At 42.3% G+C, this 15,494-nt stretch carries 13 protein-coding genes; 12 read left to right on the top strand and 1 reads right to left on the bottom strand.

From position 1 onward, the window contains the following. Window positions 1–3 precede the first annotated feature (3 nt). Window positions 4–825: an N-acetylmuramic acid 6-phosphate etherase gene (locus tag D3P12_RS09400; protein WP_118194914.1), complete on the top strand. Its 822-nt coding sequence runs from the start codon at window positions 4–6 to the stop codon at window positions 823–825. A 6-nt stretch (window positions 826–831) separates the two neighbouring features. Beyond that, on the top strand, window positions 832–2,451 hold the full coding sequence (locus D3P12_RS09405) for a hypothetical protein (protein ID WP_157970309.1): 1,620 nt from the start codon (window positions 832–834) through the stop codon (window positions 2,449–2,451). 448 nt (window positions 2,452–2,899) lie between these two features. Here D3P12_RS09405 and D3P12_RS09410 read toward each other — a convergent pair whose 3' ends face one another. Further along, entirely contained in the window at window positions 2,900–3,928 is a 1,029-nt protein-coding gene (locus D3P12_RS09410) for a LacI family DNA-binding transcriptional regulator (protein WP_118194918.1), read from the bottom strand. Between the two features lie 144 nt (window positions 3,929–4,072). Here D3P12_RS09410 and galK point away from each other — a divergent pair, with 144 nt between their 5' ends. From galK to D3P12_RS09460, 10 genes are all read left to right on the top strand, one after another. Then, entirely contained in the window at window positions 4,073–5,257 is a 1,185-nt protein-coding gene (gene galK / locus D3P12_RS09415; protein ID WP_118194920.1) for a galactokinase, read from the top strand. Between the two features lie 27 nt (window positions 5,258–5,284). Further along, the gene (locus D3P12_RS09420) at window positions 5,285–6,958 is read left to right on the top strand and encodes a sodium/sugar symporter (protein ID WP_118194922.1); all 1,674 of its coding nucleotides are present in this window, start codon (window positions 5,285–5,287) and stop codon (window positions 6,956–6,958) included. A gap of 28 nt (window positions 6,959–6,986) precedes the next feature. Next, window positions 6,987–8,144 carry an aldose epimerase family protein gene (locus D3P12_RS09425; protein WP_317124657.1) on the top strand — a complete coding sequence of 386 codons (1,158 nt, stop codon included), beginning with the start codon at window positions 6,987–6,989 and terminating at the stop codon, window positions 8,142–8,144. Window positions 8,145–8,306: 162 nt separating this feature from the next. Next, the gene (locus D3P12_RS09430) at window positions 8,307–9,671 is read left to right on the top strand and encodes a DegT/DnrJ/EryC1/StrS family aminotransferase (RefSeq protein WP_118194924.1); all 1,365 of its coding nucleotides are present in this window, start codon (window positions 8,307–8,309) and stop codon (window positions 9,669–9,671) included. Continuing rightward, the gene (locus D3P12_RS09435) at window positions 9,672–10,610 is read left to right on the top strand and encodes an amidohydrolase family protein (protein ID WP_118194925.1); all 939 of its coding nucleotides are present in this window, start codon (window positions 9,672–9,674) and stop codon (window positions 10,608–10,610) included. Between the two features lie 9 nt (window positions 10,611–10,619). Continuing rightward, complete coding sequence (locus D3P12_RS09440; RefSeq protein ID WP_118194927.1) at window positions 10,620–11,507, top strand: amidohydrolase family protein; 888 nt, start codon at window positions 10,620–10,622, stop codon at window positions 11,505–11,507. 28 nt (window positions 11,508–11,535) lie between these two features. Beyond that, window positions 11,536–12,906 carry a neutral/alkaline non-lysosomal ceramidase N-terminal domain-containing protein gene (locus tag D3P12_RS09445; RefSeq protein WP_118194929.1) on the top strand — a complete coding sequence of 457 codons (1,371 nt, stop codon included), beginning with the start codon at window positions 11,536–11,538 and terminating at the stop codon, window positions 12,904–12,906. A gap of 24 nt (window positions 12,907–12,930) precedes the next feature. Further along, window positions 12,931–13,866: an amidohydrolase family protein gene (locus D3P12_RS09450; protein WP_245977422.1), complete on the top strand. Its 936-nt coding sequence runs from the start codon at window positions 12,931–12,933 to the stop codon at window positions 13,864–13,866. Then, window positions 13,856–14,644, top strand: a complete 789-nt coding sequence (locus D3P12_RS09455; RefSeq protein ID WP_118194931.1) for an amidohydrolase family protein — start codon at window positions 13,856–13,858, stop codon at window positions 14,642–14,644. Before D3P12_RS09450 ends, D3P12_RS09455 begins: the two co-directional genes overlap by 11 nt. Continuing rightward, window positions 14,641–15,402: a ThuA domain-containing protein gene (locus D3P12_RS09460; protein ID WP_118194933.1), complete on the top strand. Its 762-nt coding sequence runs from the start codon at window positions 14,641–14,643 to the stop codon at window positions 15,400–15,402. Before D3P12_RS09455 ends, D3P12_RS09460 begins: the two co-directional genes overlap by 4 nt. The last annotated feature ends 92 nt before the right edge of the window (window positions 15,403–15,494 follow it).

Here is a 15,494-nt window from a genome sequence, read left to right on the forward strand (position 1 = left end):
CGGATGGACCGCATTACAGAACAGCAATCAAAATACCGAAACTTAGAACAAAAATCGACCGCTGAACTGGTCGCCGCGATCAATTCGGAGGATAATAAGGTTGCCGTGGAGATTGAGAAAACCCTGCCCATGATCAGTGATCTTATCGACGTGATTGTGAATAAATTGGAAAAAGGCGGACGATTGTTTTACGTAGGTGCCGGAAGTGGCGGTCGCCTTGCTGTGCTAGACGTTATTGAGCTGCCCACAACCTACGGTATACCTAAAGGGGTCTTTAATGTGATTTTGGCCGGTGGAGTAGATCACCTGGTCGACGCATTGGAAGAGGAAGAGGATAACACGACAGAGGGTTGGCATGAGCTAAAAGAGAAGCAGGTTAATCCGAATGATATCGTAATTGGCATTTCTGCAAGTGGCACGACACCTTTTGTGCTTGAGACTTTGAAAAAGTGCAAGGAAGAGGGGATTGCTACCGGGTGCATCGTCAGTAATCCAGAATCACCTATAGCAAGTTATTCAGATTATCCGATCGAAGTAGTTACCGGACCTGAATTTGTTACGGGCAGCACGAGAATGAAATGTGGGACGGCGCAAAAGATGATTTTCGATATGATCAGCACTACAACGATGATCCGTTTGAACAGGGTGCAGGATACCAGTATGATCCACGTGGCGTTGATCAATGACAAGATTACTGATCGGGCCGTAAAGATACTGATGAAAAACACCGGAATCGAAAACTATGGAGAAGCTAAGGCTCTTTTATTAAAGCATGGAAGTGTTGATAAAGCACAGAAAGCGCAACAGTCGTTTCCTCATAAATAGAAAACAATGATCAGCTCGCGAATATTAAATGTTTTGTTCCTTGTAGCCTTGCCCTATCTTTTGTTAGGACAAACGGTGTACCAGGTTGGCAGCGATAAACAGCCAATTGAACCTTCTTCCTCAATCTTCTCGGTTGCACTCGCCGGTTATGGCGCGCCAAGAGACGGACGATTTAGCCTGGAGTGGATAAAAGTTGACAACGAATCCATCCCGTTCAAAATTTTTGACAAAGATGAGCAAGCAGGTAAACGTGCAGAGAGAAGTGAAATTCAGCCTGTTGATTTCGCAGTATATAAAAATAAGGTATACGGATTAACGGGAAATAACGAGTTATTGCGGTATCAGGGTCATGGAGAATGGTTACGTATTGCCATTCAAAATGGCATAACTTATACGCAAGATATCGTGAAAATTGGTGTGCACAAAGATCGATTGTACGGACTAGATGCATCGGGTACTGTGTTTATCGCTCAGCATAAAACCGATAATAACCTTTTTACACATACCCTTTCGATTGAAAATAACAAAGAACACGTTCTTCTGATTTCCCTTGATCTGTGTGGTTTTGACTACGCTTTTATAAATCAGGTGAAAGCAGCTATTTCCAAAAAGCACAAAATCCCTGCATCGGCCATCTTGATCAATGCTTCACACACGCATTTTGCTCCTGTCTCACAAAACTGGTTCACTTGGGGAGAACATTGTCAGCGGCCCAACCCTGAATACATGGAGGCTGTCGTAAAACCCGCTATAATCACATCCGTTAAAAACGCTATCAAATCCGCGAAATCCGCGACTATATCCTTCGGTCGCGGGCAGGTGGAGATTGGGTCTAACCGAAGGTTTCCGGATGGTCCTTACGATCGGGATGTTGATGTTATTAAGATAGCCTATCAAGGTCAGCATACGAATAATATTTTGTTTATGCACGGCTGTCATCCCGTTTTCCAAAATGCAGGGGAAGAGGGGGTAACGGTAAGTGCTAATTATCCCGCCGTCGCAAGAGATCTGATCAACAGGAAATCTGGCGGTGAAAGTATGTTCATCCAAGGAACCGCAGGTGATGTGAATCCGATCGATTCAGATCATCGGCTCAGCGGAGAAAAACTGGCAAATGCTGTTCTTGATGTACTGGATAATCAATTAATGGAAATTTCCGGCGAGATCGACTACCATTTGGACTCCGTCAATTTTCCAGTTAAAGCTTGGTCTGTAGATGCGCTGGAAAAATTCAAAAAAGAGAATAGCGGGAAAGAAGGAGATGTAGGTGCAGAGAAGAACGTGCGATGGGCCGATCTGATGCTGAAGCACCACCGGGAAGGCACGATGCCCGAGTCAATGCCGGTTTATATCCAAACAATAAATATTGGAAACTGGAAGTTAGTAGGCTTGTCTAGGGAAGTGGTTTCCGAATACGGCCTCGGCATAAAAGCTTTATATCCTGACAAGATTGTTAGTGTAGCCGGATATACGAATGATGTAGCGAGCTACTTGCCTACCATTCGCCATATTAAGGCCGGTGTTTATGAAGGCGATGAATCGTTTTTCTGGTATGGCCAACCCAATATATTCCCCGACAATGTATATGACCAGATCATTTCGGCTGTAAAGGCCAATAACCGCTAATTTTTTTCATTCAGTTTGTTTTTTGTGTTCTGAGCTTTCGTGCAATCCCGCATGAAAGCTCATTGTGTCGTTAAAGTTAAAATACACTGCGCTTATAACGTTAGGGTTAATTTCTGTGTATACTTTTATCTAAGCCAAAGCGTAGTCAGAACATAGTCGTATGTCATTCGGAGATTAATCGGGTATACACGACTAATGTCCGAATGATGTCCGAACAATGTCCGACTAAAGTCCGACTTGAATAGGCAGAAAATATCTCGATTTTACGGTGAAAAATACTACAAAAACAATTTGTTGTCGGTTTGTTTCGTTATAAAACGTTTGCCGTTTGCTGCTTGGATATTTAACTAAAAGGAAATATACAGTTACTGTATTGCGGGGCTAATTTTAATTTTATCAAATGAAAACTGAGAGTAATCAGCACGGCTTTTGCCGGTTAAGCCGATTTCTAAGATAGTTTTGGTGAAGATGATTCGCGGACGATCAATTCTGGTTCCAGCACAATTTTGGGTGGGGTGGATTCTTTATAGAAGTTTTTAGCTGGGAGCGACAAGAAAAGTTTAGCGGCCTCTTCGCCCATTTCGATGTTTCGTTGATTGACTGTCGTGAGGCTGGGTGTGATGTATTCCCCGAAAGCTTCATTGGCAAATCCAACTAAGCCGAATTGGCCAGGCATATGAAGTTTACGCTTTTTCAGAACTTGCAGGGCTCCGAGAGCCATGAAATCCTCGGCTGCAAAAATGGCGTCCGGGCGTTCGGTCAGATCTAAAAGTACTCCTGCTGCTTTTTCTCCTGATTGGATGGAAACATCCCCCGGTATAATGTTAGATTCTTTGAAAGGGAGTTCATGATCTTCGAGTGCCGCCTTATAACCTAAAAGACGATCTTCAAAAATCTTGATATGTTGCTGTCCGCAGATATGTGCGATGTTGGTATACCCCTGATCGATCAGGTGACTGGTTGCCATGTAGGCACCTTTGAAGTCATCGATGACAACTGAAGGGAAACCGAGTGTATCGTTCGTTCGGTCAAATAGAATCAGCGGTACGCCTTGCTCTTTTACTTCTAGAAAATGATCGTAGTTTGTCGTTTCTTTCGAGATCGAAACGATGATCGCATCGACATTTGATTGAAGAAGTGTATTAATTCCTTCTTTTTCGTTCGTATATTTTTCGTTCGTTTGGAAAAGCAGGATTTGATAACCGCTTTTGCGCGCGACCGATTCGATACCATGCACTACAGACCCGAAGAAGCTGATTTTTGCACTCGGGATAATTACGCCGATAACGAAGGTCTTGCCCGAACGAAGAGACATGGCAATCCGGTCTTGACGATAGTTGAGTTTTTTTGCCATTTCCTGAACCCGCTGTTTCATGGCCATTCCGATTGAAGGATTGTTGTTGAGGGCTCTAGATACCGTTGCCGCGGTTGTGTTCAGTTCTTTGGCAATATCGTGGATGGTGACTCTTTTTTTCAAAATTAGAATATAATATGCGCAAGATAATAATTTTCATCAAATGCATTGATCGAAATCTATTTCAATAATATTCTTAGTTTTGATTTTTATTTTAAATTCTTTTTTGTAATTATGTAGTGACGTAATCGATTACACTATAGATAAATGAATAATATAGAAAATGACAATGCAGCTGAGATTATCATTGAAAAAGTAAAACACCGGTTTTCTGAGCTGTATGATACGGAGCCGAGTATTTTTACATCTCCTGGGCGAATTAACCTGATCGGGGAGCATACCGACTATAACCAAGGCTTGGTTTTGCCGGCCGCTATCGATAAAGTAATCGTGCTTGCTATTTCGAAGCGTGAAGATGCACAGATTAACATTTTTTCAGAAAGCTATCAGAAGCTTTATGCGGGTACGCTTGAAAATTTAGAGCCATCGGGGATATTATGGCCAGATTATATTCTGGGTGTTATCGTTGAATTGCAAAAGAGAGGTTGTGAGTTGAGCGGTGTCGATATCGTTTTCGATGGGAATATTCCTCAGGGAGCGGGTTTATCATCTTCGGCAGCCTTGGAATGTGCTGCAGCATTTGGTATTAATGAGATTTTTGATTTAAAATTAAGTTCATTGGAGATCGCTAAGATCGGTCAGGCTGCTGAGAATAATTTTGTTGGAGTTCAATGTGGTTTAATGGATCAATTTGCCAGTGTTTTTGGTAAATCAGACCATTTAATAAAATTGGATTGCGAGAGTTTTGAATTTAATTTTATACCTTTCAATGCTAAAAATTACAAGGTCGTTCTTTTTGATACCGGCGTGAAACATTCACTTGCGTCCTCTGCTTACAATGAGCGCAGGTCGCAATGCGAATCTGGGGTAGAATTGGTTCAAGAACATCATCCGGACGTCGACAGTCTGCGCCGGGTTAGCCAGCAGATGCTAGACGATTATGTCAAAGGGGTTGATCCGGTGGTTTACAACCGATGTGCTTATGTGGTGAAGGAAATCCAGCGACTTCAGGATGCATGCGAAGATTTGTTGAAAGGGGATCTGGAAACATTTGGGAAACGGATGTACGAAACCCACGAAGGTTTGCGCGACGAGTATGAAGTTAGCTGTGAGGAACTGGATTATTTAGTCGATCGGGTCAAAGCGCATCCAGAAGTTATTGGAGCTAGAATGATGGGCGGGGGGTTTGGAGGCTGCACGATTAACCTGATACAATCAGAATCGGTTGACAGGGTTGTTGAGGAAACAAGCAATGCTTATAAAAGGGATATGGACAGAGAGCTGAAAGTATATTTTGTGTCGATTGAGGATGGAACAAAGCGAGTATTATAAATAAACTAAATTATAGAATTCTAACCAATGCAGGTATTACACAACATTGACTACGCGGTATTTTTCTTCTACTTTCTAGTCGTAGCATTTTATGGTCTTTGGATTTATTACAAGAAGAAAAAGCTGCAGACGGATTCAAAAGACTATTTCTTAGCTGAAGGCTCATTGACATGGTGGGCGATCGGTGCATCGTTGATTGCGTCTAATATTTCGGCCGAGCAGTTTATCGGGATGAGCGGTTCTGGTTTTCAGATGGGATTGGCGATCGCCGCCTATGAATGGTTGGCCGCTGCTACGTTGATTGTTGTCGCCGTCTTCTTCTTGCCGGTGTATATCAAGAATAAAATATACACGATGCCGCAATTTCTGAACCAACGATATAACAGTACGGTGAGTATGATTATGGCAGTTTTTTGGCTTTTACTCTATGTGTTGGTGAATTTAACATCGATCCTTTATTTAGGTGCTTTGGCGATCAACGGTATTTCGGGACTGAACCTGACGGCCTGTATGATTATTCTGGCCATCTTTGCGATCATCATTACTTTGGGCGGTATGAAGGTCATCGGCTATACGGATGTAATCCAGGTTTTCTTTTTGATCTTGGGTGGTCTCGCTACGACCTATTTAGCCTTGAACCTCGTGTCTGAGCACTTTGGTTCGTCGGGTGTATTGAATGGATTTAATATCATGAAGGATCAGGCGGACAGTCATTTTCATCTGATATTTGATAAGACGCACCCCAACTATCTTGATTTGCCAGGATTGTCCATTCTGGTCGGAGGTATGTGGATTGTAAATCTGAACTATTGGGGTTGTAATCAATACATCACCCAACGTGCATTGGGGGCCGATTTAAAAACTGCACGAAACGGTTTGCTGTTTGCTGGTTTTCTTAAATTATTGATGCCCTTGATCGTTGTAATTCCGGGTATTGCGGCTTTTGTTCTTTACCAGAATGGTGCCTTTCAGACAGAAATGTTGGTCGACGGTGAAATCAACCCAGATAAAGCATATCCTGTTCTATTAAACCTATTGCCGGTCGGATTGAAGGGTTTGGCTTTTGCTGCTTTGACGGCTGCTATTGTTGCTTCTTTGGCTGGTAAGACAAATAGTATTGCGACGATATTCACACTGGATATTTACAAGAAGGTGTTCAATAAGAACGCATCGGAGAAGCATATGGTGAATGTGGGTAAGATTGTCATCATCATATCCATCTTTTTGGCGGTTATCATTGCTCCTTTCATGGGAATTGATAAGAAAGGCGGGTTCCAATATATTCAAGAATATACTGGTTTCGTGTCGCCGGGTATTTTTGCTATGTTTTTATTAGGGTTCTTTTGGAAAAAAACAACTTCTAATGCAGCTCTCTTTGCAACGATTGGCGGCTTCATCCTTTCGATTATCTTTAAGGTATTACCAAATTTCGTAGATCTGGAATTTTTATATCAATTCGGTTTTGCGGTGCCAAACGCGGAAGGCGTATACGAAATTCCATTTATCGATCGGATGGGTTTTGTATTCATTATATGCGTAATCATGATGATTATCATTACGAAGTTGGAACTTGGTTGGAAAGGTACGAATCCGAAAGGGCTTGAGGTTGAACCTAAAATGTTTAGAACGTCACCGGGTTTTGCCGTTGGGGCGCTTATTATCATTGGAATATTGGTAGCTTTATATACCGTATATTGGTAATCAATTAAAATACATAACACCTGTTATTATGATGAAAGTAAATAATTTATTGCTCGGGGTTCTAGTAGCTGCTACTTGTCTGAGTTCTTGTGGAAATGAAACTAAAGAAAATATGAATACTTCAGAATATTCGACTCTTTTACCTGACAAGGTATCGTTTGAAGATACAATCGATAATAAAGCAACACATTTGTATGTGATCAAGAATAGTAAAGGCCTTGAGGCCGCGATTACAAATTATGGTGGTCGGGTGGTCGGCTTGGTTGTGCCGGATAAGGATGGCAATCCAACCGATGTGGTTATTGGAATGGATTCGCCGAGTGGCTATGCTGAAGCGACGGAACCTTACTTGGGTGCGCTGATCGGTCGGGTAGGAAACCGTATTGCCAAAGGGAAGTTCTCGGTAGATGGTGTTGAGTACTCTGTGTTTCAAAATAATGGCCCAAATGCCTTGCACGGAGGGAAAAAAGGCTTTCAATACGTGGTTTGGGACGGAGAGCAGGTCAATGATTCTACACTGGTGCTTCACTATGAATCGGCAGATGGTGAGGAGGGTTTTCCCGGAAACTTAAAAGTTAAGGTAACCTATACAGCAACGGAAGATCAGGGATTGAAAATTGACTATGAGGCAACGACGGATAAACGGACGCCGGTGAACTTAACAAACCATGCTTTCTTCAATCTCAATGGTGAGGGTTCGGGAACGATTAACGACCATGTTTTACAAATTTACGCCGATCAATATACCCCTGTCGATAGTACATTGATACCACTCGGCGAGCAGGCAACTGTTGAAGGTTCGCCATTCGATTTTAGAGAAGCGACCCGTATTGGAGAACGAGTGGATCAAGAGGATGTTCAGCTCGGTAATGGCGATGGTTATGATCATAATTTTGTTTTGGCCAAAGACCCTTCAGGATTAGCAGCAAGAGCGGTAGGTGACAAAAGTGGTATTGTTATGGAAGTGTATACCGATGAACCGGGACTTCAATTTTATGGTGGTAATTTTATGCAAGGGAAGAATACACTGAAAAGTGGTGCCAAGGATGAATATCGTACAGCATTCTGCCTGGAAACACAACATTTCCCCGATTCGCCTAACCAAGAAAATTTTCCTTCCATTTTGTTGGAACCGGGCGAGGTGTATAAAACCTCAACTGAATACGTATTCTCGGTAAAGAACTGAGATAAGTAAAAATAAATTTTCAATTCGTAAAGGAATAATAAAATATTCGTTGGATGAATTGAAAATTTATTCTATCTTAGAAGATAGTAACACGATAATTGTTGTTGCCTATTACGGGTACGTACACCGATTTTGTTATAACCACCGTTTTAACCTTTTATTATGACACATAAAAATGATTTTAGCCGTCGAAAGTTTCTTTCTGCTGTTGCTGCAACGTCATTTGCTGCTGCGGTTTCCCAATCGTTTCCTACCTATGGAAAGCTTGGCAACACATCTGGAAAATTAGCAGCTTTAGGGGGCTCGCCGATAAGGACGAACAAAGCAATCGGCCCGAAATGGCCCTATGTTAATGAAAAGATGGTTGAGAACATCGTGTCAACCACAAAGAGCGGTATATGGAGCCGAATACAAAAAAAGGGCGGGAATGTCGATACGTTCGAAACTGAGTTTGCTGCGCTGATCGGTGCGAACCATAGCGTCGGGACGGGCTCCGGTACCCAGGCATTGAGCACATGTGTTGAAGCACTGGGCATTGGTCCGGGTGACGAAGTAATTACATCACCCTATACGGATATGGGGACAATATCGTCCATATTAACCAGTAGAGCGTTACCCGTTATGGTTGACCTTGATCCGGATTCGTATCAACTCGATCCGGATGAGATTGAAAAAAGGATTAATAAAAATACAAAAGCGATTATGCCCGTACACATTATGGGAATGCCCGCTAATATGGAGCGTATCAAGGCTATTGCAAAGAAACATAACCTACGGGTTATTGAAGATTCCTGTCAAGCTCCTTTTTCGAGATATCAGGGGAAAGCTATCGGTACAATTGGAGATTTAGGCTGTTTTAGTTTTCAGGCGAGTAAAGCGATTGCTTGTGGAGAAGGAGGAGCGGTTGTTGGTAATGATACAGCCTTAATGGATCAGTGTTTTACTGTTCAGAATAGGGGCGCTTCTAAGGAGGGTCGCAACGAAACAATTGGTCCGAAGTATCGGATGAATGAATTTGAAGCTGCGATTTTATTAGGTCAATTGCCTTCAGCAAAAGAACGGTTTGAAATCAGAAATAAAAATGCGGATTACATAAATGCTCAACTAAAGGGTTTTCCCGGACTCGTACCGCAAAAACGCTATGAAGGAACGGAAAGCGCTTCCTATTATCATTATGCGCTAACTTATCATAAAGAGCACTTTGATGGAGCTGATAGAAGTAAGTTTTTAAAAGCTGTTAATGCTGAAGGCATCGGTTTTGGTTCTTATATCAGAAAAGGTCTCCATCGGGAACCATGGATACAGCATATCTTAGGTCTGGATGGTTTTAAAACCATGTATTCCGAGGCACGATTAAAAGAGTATCAGGAAGGGATGAATTTGCCTAACTGCGATCGGATATGTGATGAGACCTTAGTTTCCATATGGGGTTCGGGAACACTGCTAGGCTCAAAAAATGACATGGATGATATTGTGAATGCGATTATGAAAGTATATGACAACCGCGCTCAACTTAAATCTTTATAAATGAAGCTAATTAACCGAAGGGCATTTGTTGCCAGATCACTGGCTGCGGCAGCTGTCATGTCAGCTACCTCGGGGATCGCTAAAGCGGAAAGTTCAATCTCTTTATTATCGGGTAATCCGCAGGCGGGTCCAGCACCCTCTATTATTGATACCAACATAAATCTATTGAATTGGCCTTTTCGTAAGTTTAAATATGGAGAGACAGACGCTCTGGTGAAGAAGTTGAAAAAACATCATATTTCCCAAGCTTGGGCCGGTAGTTTTGAAGGACTTTTTCATAAAAACATAGACGCTGTTAATAAGAGATTAGCTGCTGAGTGCAAGAAGAGTGGGCGCGGATTTCTACTTCCTTTCGGTACGGTAAATATTGCTTGGCCAGATTGGAAGGAAGATCTCAGACGCTGTGATGAACAGTATGGTATGAAGGGTGTGAAAATCTTTCCTATTTATCAGACCTTTAATTTTGAACAACCTGAATTTGTAGAGCTATTGGAAGAAGTGGCAAAGCGTAACATGATTTTACAGGTTGTGGGTGATATTGATGATTTACGTAATATTCACCCCATCGTAAAAGTAAGAAGTGTGAAGTTTGAAGCGATGGTGGATGCAGTGAAAAAAGTTCCAAATGCGAAGGTCGAACTCGTGTATTGGAACAACCGAGTTGGGGGTAAAGTGCTGGATCGCTTTGTTGGAGAAACGAATGTGTTTTTTGATATCTCCAGGATCGAAACAAACGGAGGGCTCGGTTTGCTGATCGAAGGTAAACCATGGAATGGTACGACCAAGCCTGTTCCTGCTAAAAGAATTATGTTTGGTTCACATGCACCTTTTTTTCCGGTAGAAACTAATCTGTTAAAGCTTTTTGAATCTCCACTTGAAAAGCAGGATTTTATTGATATAGCTAACGGCAACGCCAGCAGCTTTCTAAAAACCTCTTAACCTAAAAAAATGAACCAAGAATCTTTTGTCTTCGATCCTAAAGCCTATGGCCTTCCCGATCTGCAGCAGTTGCAAGCATTAAGAATATGGGATACGCATTATCATGGTTTATGGACGACAAATAATCCGATCGGGCAACACCAAAGGATGATGTATTATGTAAATCGAATGGGAATTGAACGGGTTGTGTCAGTCGATATCGGAGGAACCTTACAAAACCCGCTCGATATAATGCCTTATGATAATGACCTTAAAGTTTTGTTGGAGAAAGAATCATCACATGTGTCAGGCATTATACCTATTGATCCCGGTTTCCCCGATGAAAGCTGTGCAAAAATGGAGAAGTGGATTAAGAATGGTCCGTGTATAGGCATCAAATACGTTGGTGGTAATAAATTAGGTATTACCTGTGATCATCCTAATAATGATCAGATTATAAAATATGCTTCGGAATTAGGTTGTGTTATTTATATCCATACGTGGATAAAAATTGGGGGTGATCCGTCATACCCTGGAGGTGGGAATCTGTCGGGTGAATCGACACCTATGAACGTTGCCACTTTAGCGCAGCGCTTTCCCGATGTAGCGCTGATATGCGGGCACGCCGGAGGGGACTGGGAGCTGGGAACGAAAGCCATCAGACCGTACGAAAATGTTTTCTTTGAGTTTGCTGGAGCTGATCCACATTCAGGTTCCGTTGATTTTGCTGTTAACGAGTTGGGTGTAGATCGGATCGTCTGGGGTGGGCATGGGCCGTCCCGTTCCTTTGCAACAGAGCTTTCAAAGGTTTTGGACGCTTCACTTTCTCATGATGAGCAAATGAAAGTTTTTGGAAGAAATTACAGAATGTTAGCCAGAAAGATATTTGATAGTAAAAATGTGCCGCTAACTGTCTGATGAACTCGTGAATTTTAATTTCAACGTTATGAATCGCTATGTGTTTAAAATATATCTTTTAACTTTCTTTATAACCTCAATGGTTTTTAGTCATGTTTTTGGATCTGTTGATTCGGTTCGATATTCAGTTGGCACGGCCCAGATGGATATTACTCCGGATGTGCGTGTGAAAAACTGGGTGACCGGAAAGCCGTATGAAGGGATAACTGACTCATTGAGTGTGAGTGCAACTGTTCTAAGTGATGGAAAGAATAAGGTTGTAATGGTGTCATGGGATCTGGTGGACGCAGGCGAATCTGCTACCGATGAGGTTCGTAAGCGGGTTTCTTCTAAACTGGGTATTGATAAAGCTAATATTTGGGTCAGCGGTACACATAACCACTCCGCACCATGGTCACCTGTCTATAATGAGGGCTACCGCGGAAAGGAAAGAGATACGTGGTGGGCAATTCGGTATATGCCAGAGCAGAATGAAGATCCCTTCTTTAAGAAATGGATGGAGTATCTGATGGATCAAACATTGAAAGCGGTAACGGTGGCTAATGAGTCACTTCAAGAAGCTACCGTTTGGATAGGACGAGCAGATGCTTCAGAATTTATGAATAACCGACGCCCGCGGGCTCCACAATGGGGTGTGGCAGAAGACAATACACCAAAGGGTTATGGTTATAAGCATGAAGCATGGAATCCGAAAGTGCTACCGGGTGGATTTAGCTATGGGCCTTTAGATAGAACCTTATCACTGGTTTCTTTTAGAGATGACAGCGGCAATAATATCGTTTCATTTTTTAACACGGCAATTCATGCTGTTTCGATCTATCCTTATTCCAATGCAGTATCGAGCGATTGGCCGGGCGAGGCAGCAAAAAAGATTCGAGCGCGTATTGGTGGGCACGCTGTTTTTTTTCAAGGAGCGGCGGGCGATGTGAACCCTTGGAAAAGAGGCAGCCAAGCTGTCGAGGAGATGGGAGAAGGAATCGCCAATTTGGCTAAAGCCGCCTTTCAGTATAGCGTTCGGCTGACGAACAGTGAGCTTCGGGTTTATACTGCGAAAATCGGTTTGCCCTTAAACGAAAGCGGTAAGGAGCGTACCGGTATGGATCATGTTGATGCAGAAGTCAAACTCGTAACCATGGGGCCATTGGCTTTTGTAAGTTTACCAGGAGAACCATTGACAGATTTGGGTAAAAATATTCGGGAGCATTCGCCTTTTCCTCAAACAATTGTATTGGGTTACTCAAATGGTAATGGTGTTCATTATGTCGGAATGCCCTGTGAGCAAAAATTTGGTGGTTATGAAATGACGATGGGAACAGTCGGTGAAAAAGAAGCAGGGATTATGTTGGTTGAAACTGCCAATCGCTTGTTGGACCAGGCTTATGAAGATGTGAAAAAATAACTTGTCTAAAGATTTAAATATACGATGAAAAAAAATATGGATCGAAGGGAGTTTGTTGCTCATAGCGCTGCTGTTGCAGGTGTTGTATTGGGTTCAGGGCTTTTTGGCTTTACCCATCCGCAAGAACCCTTGTTTGATTATCGAAATGGAAGCAATAGGTCTTATGATTTGATGAGCGAAGTGCTCAAATACCGTAAAATAGATGCACATGCGCATGTCGGCCTGGGTCCAGAAACTCCACGTGACCATATAGACATTGCTGACCGCTTGGGCATAGAGACATTGGTCATATCGAAGCCAGTGACACGAGGAGAGGGTCCGCCGTCAGAATTTATTGCTAATAACGAGTTTGTCCTCAAAGCAGTTAAGGAATTTCCCGACCGTTTTAAAGGACAGATGACCGTCAATCCGCGTTACCCTAAAGAGGCGATGGATGAGATTAACAGACGGGTAGACCAAGGTTTTGTCGGCATGAAATTGTATACTCAGGTTAAAATAAACGATCCTGCTTTTTATCCGATTATCGAGCGGTTTATTGAACTAAAAATGATCATACTCATGCACACAGGTATTGGTAATGCGCGTGTTATTATGAATGAGACCGAGCCAGAAGGAATGAGTATGCCAGAGGATTTTGTGGATGCTGCAAAGCGTTACCCTGAAGCTATGTTCCAGCTGGCACATTTGGGTGGGGGAATAGATTGGGAGAATGCGTGTAAAACTATTAAAGACTATAAAAACATTTATGTGGATGTATCTGGTAGTAACAACCAGTCCGATATCATAGATTATGCAATGAAGTATTTAGGTGAAGACCGTATGTTTTTCGGGTGTGACAATAGCTTTTATCAGGGTGTGGGGCACGTGATCGCCGCAAATCTAACTGAAAGACAACGCGAAAAAATTTATTTTGAGAACTATAACAACATATTGAGAAAGGCAGGTAATCATGTTGATTGATGCAAACGTGTCTATAGGACACTGGCCGTTTAGAAAATTGCAATATAACAGTTGCGATATGTTGTTGGAAAGGATGGACCGCTTTGGTGTGGATCGGGCAGTGGTGGGTAATTTTAATGGTATTTTTTACAAAGATGCAGAGGCGGCAAACGCAGAGCTGTTCAAAGAGCTTCAGTCGAAGAAAAAGTATCGGGATAAATTTATTCCTTTCGGAGTTGTTAATCCGATATTCAACGGGTGGCAGGATGACTTGACACGGAGTGTTCAAAAATACGGCGTGAAGGGGATAAGGATGTACCCCAAATATCACCGTTATGATTTGCTGCATCCCGCGTCAGTTGAGCTCGTGAAGAGGTGCAGAGACTTAGATTTGCCGATAGCCTTGACGTTACGGATCGTTGATAGACGACCTAGCTCGTGGCTGGATATTGACAAGGAGTGGGCTTTGGCTGATACGATTCCCATTATAAGGGAGGTTCCTGATGCGAAATTTTTGATTCTGAATATTGCTAATGGTGCTTATCTCAATGAAGCCGACACGGAAGTAATTAAAAGTGCCAATGTGTTAATGGATACTTCGGGTAGAGCATTGAGCAATCTGGGGCGGCTCTTGGAACAATATGGTAAAGATAAGTTTACGTTTGGGACGCATGCTCCAATATTAGATTATTGTACAGGATTACTGCGGGTTGAGGCTTTGAGAGAGAATGAGGCGACCGATAAGGAAAAGAATCTGTTGCGATATGAAAATATAAGTAAATTTTTAAACTTGACATGATGAAAAGCGTATTGATAACCTTTTGTCTGCTATTTTTTGCTGCAGTTCCTTCTTATATAGTAGCAGGTGAGAAACCGCATCTTGTTTTTCTGGTAAGCAAAGACACGCTCAACTATGAAGCCCACCGTACAATACCTCAATTTGCAAAGGAGTTGGATAAGCAATATCGTGTTACAGTTATCGAGAGTGAAGGAACTCTGCAATCTTCGAGTTTTCCCGGGATTGAGGTTTTAAAAGACGCCGATTTGTTGGTTGTGTTTTGCCGGCGGCTTGCGTTGCCCGCTAAGGAAATGCAGTTGATTCAAGCATATGTTAACAGTGGTAAGCCGATTATGGGGATACGGACGGCTAATCACGCATTTTCGGTGATGAGCGGTCCGGTACCAAAAGGTTATCTCGACTGGCCTGAATTTGTAGCCGACGTACTTGGTTGTGAGAACAGGGGCTATGGTCCTACGGAACCTGGTACAGATGTTAAATTGGTGGCGGGAGCTAATGAACATGAAATTATGAAAGGTGTAAAACCTTTGGAATGGCATAGCGAAGGAAATGTCTATCTCGTAGATCCTTTGTTGGATCAAGAAGCTGTTGTGTTATTAGAAGGTTATTCGGAAGATTTGGTTCAACCGATCGCTTGGACAAGATTGAACGCAAAAAAAGGAAAGGTTTTCTATACATCTTTGGGATACCCGACCGACTTCAATAAACCCCAATTTAAAAAAATGTTGAAAAATGCAATCACATGGCTGACAAAATAGGTAAAAACAATCACAAGATTTTTAGTATAAATCTTTTTTAAGTCTAATTTTTCACTTATATTCGTGTACGTTACCGAGTAAAAAGCATACTA

The sequence above is a fragment of the Pedobacter indicus genome, assembly GCF_003449035.1.
Lineage (GTDB): Bacteria > Bacteroidota > Bacteroidia > Sphingobacteriales > Sphingobacteriaceae > Albibacterium > Albibacterium indicum.

Coding starts and splice junctions, on each gene's coding strand:
- D3P12_RS09400 (WP_118194914.1), top strand. CDS start 4: ATGGACCGCATTACAGAACAGCAATCAAAATACCGAAACTTAGAACAA.
- D3P12_RS09405 (WP_157970309.1), top strand. CDS start 832: ATGATCAGCTCGCGAATATTAAATGTTTTGTTCCTTGTAGCCTTGCCC.
- galK (WP_118194920.1), top strand. CDS start 4,073: ATGAATAATATAGAAAATGACAATGCAGCTGAGATTATCATTGAAAAA.
- D3P12_RS09420 (WP_118194922.1), top strand. CDS start 5,285: ATGCAGGTATTACACAACATTGACTACGCGGTATTTTTCTTCTACTTT.
- D3P12_RS09425 (WP_317124657.1), top strand. CDS start 6,987: ATGATGAAAGTAAATAATTTATTGCTCGGGGTTCTAGTAGCTGCTACT.
- D3P12_RS09430 (WP_118194924.1), top strand. CDS start 8,307: ATGACACATAAAAATGATTTTAGCCGTCGAAAGTTTCTTTCTGCTGTT.
- D3P12_RS09435 (WP_118194925.1), top strand. CDS start 9,672: ATGAAGCTAATTAACCGAAGGGCATTTGTTGCCAGATCACTGGCTGCG.
- D3P12_RS09440 (WP_118194927.1), top strand. CDS start 10,620: ATGAACCAAGAATCTTTTGTCTTCGATCCTAAAGCCTATGGCCTTCCC.
- D3P12_RS09445 (WP_118194929.1), top strand. CDS start 11,536: ATGAATCGCTATGTGTTTAAAATATATCTTTTAACTTTCTTTATAACC.
- D3P12_RS09450 (WP_245977422.1), top strand. CDS start 12,931: ATGAAAAAAAATATGGATCGAAGGGAGTTTGTTGCTCATAGCGCTGCT.
- D3P12_RS09455 (WP_118194931.1), top strand. CDS start 13,856: ATGTTGATTGATGCAAACGTGTCTATAGGACACTGGCCGTTTAGAAAA.
- D3P12_RS09460 (WP_118194933.1), top strand. CDS start 14,641: ATGATGAAAAGCGTATTGATAACCTTTTGTCTGCTATTTTTTGCTGCA.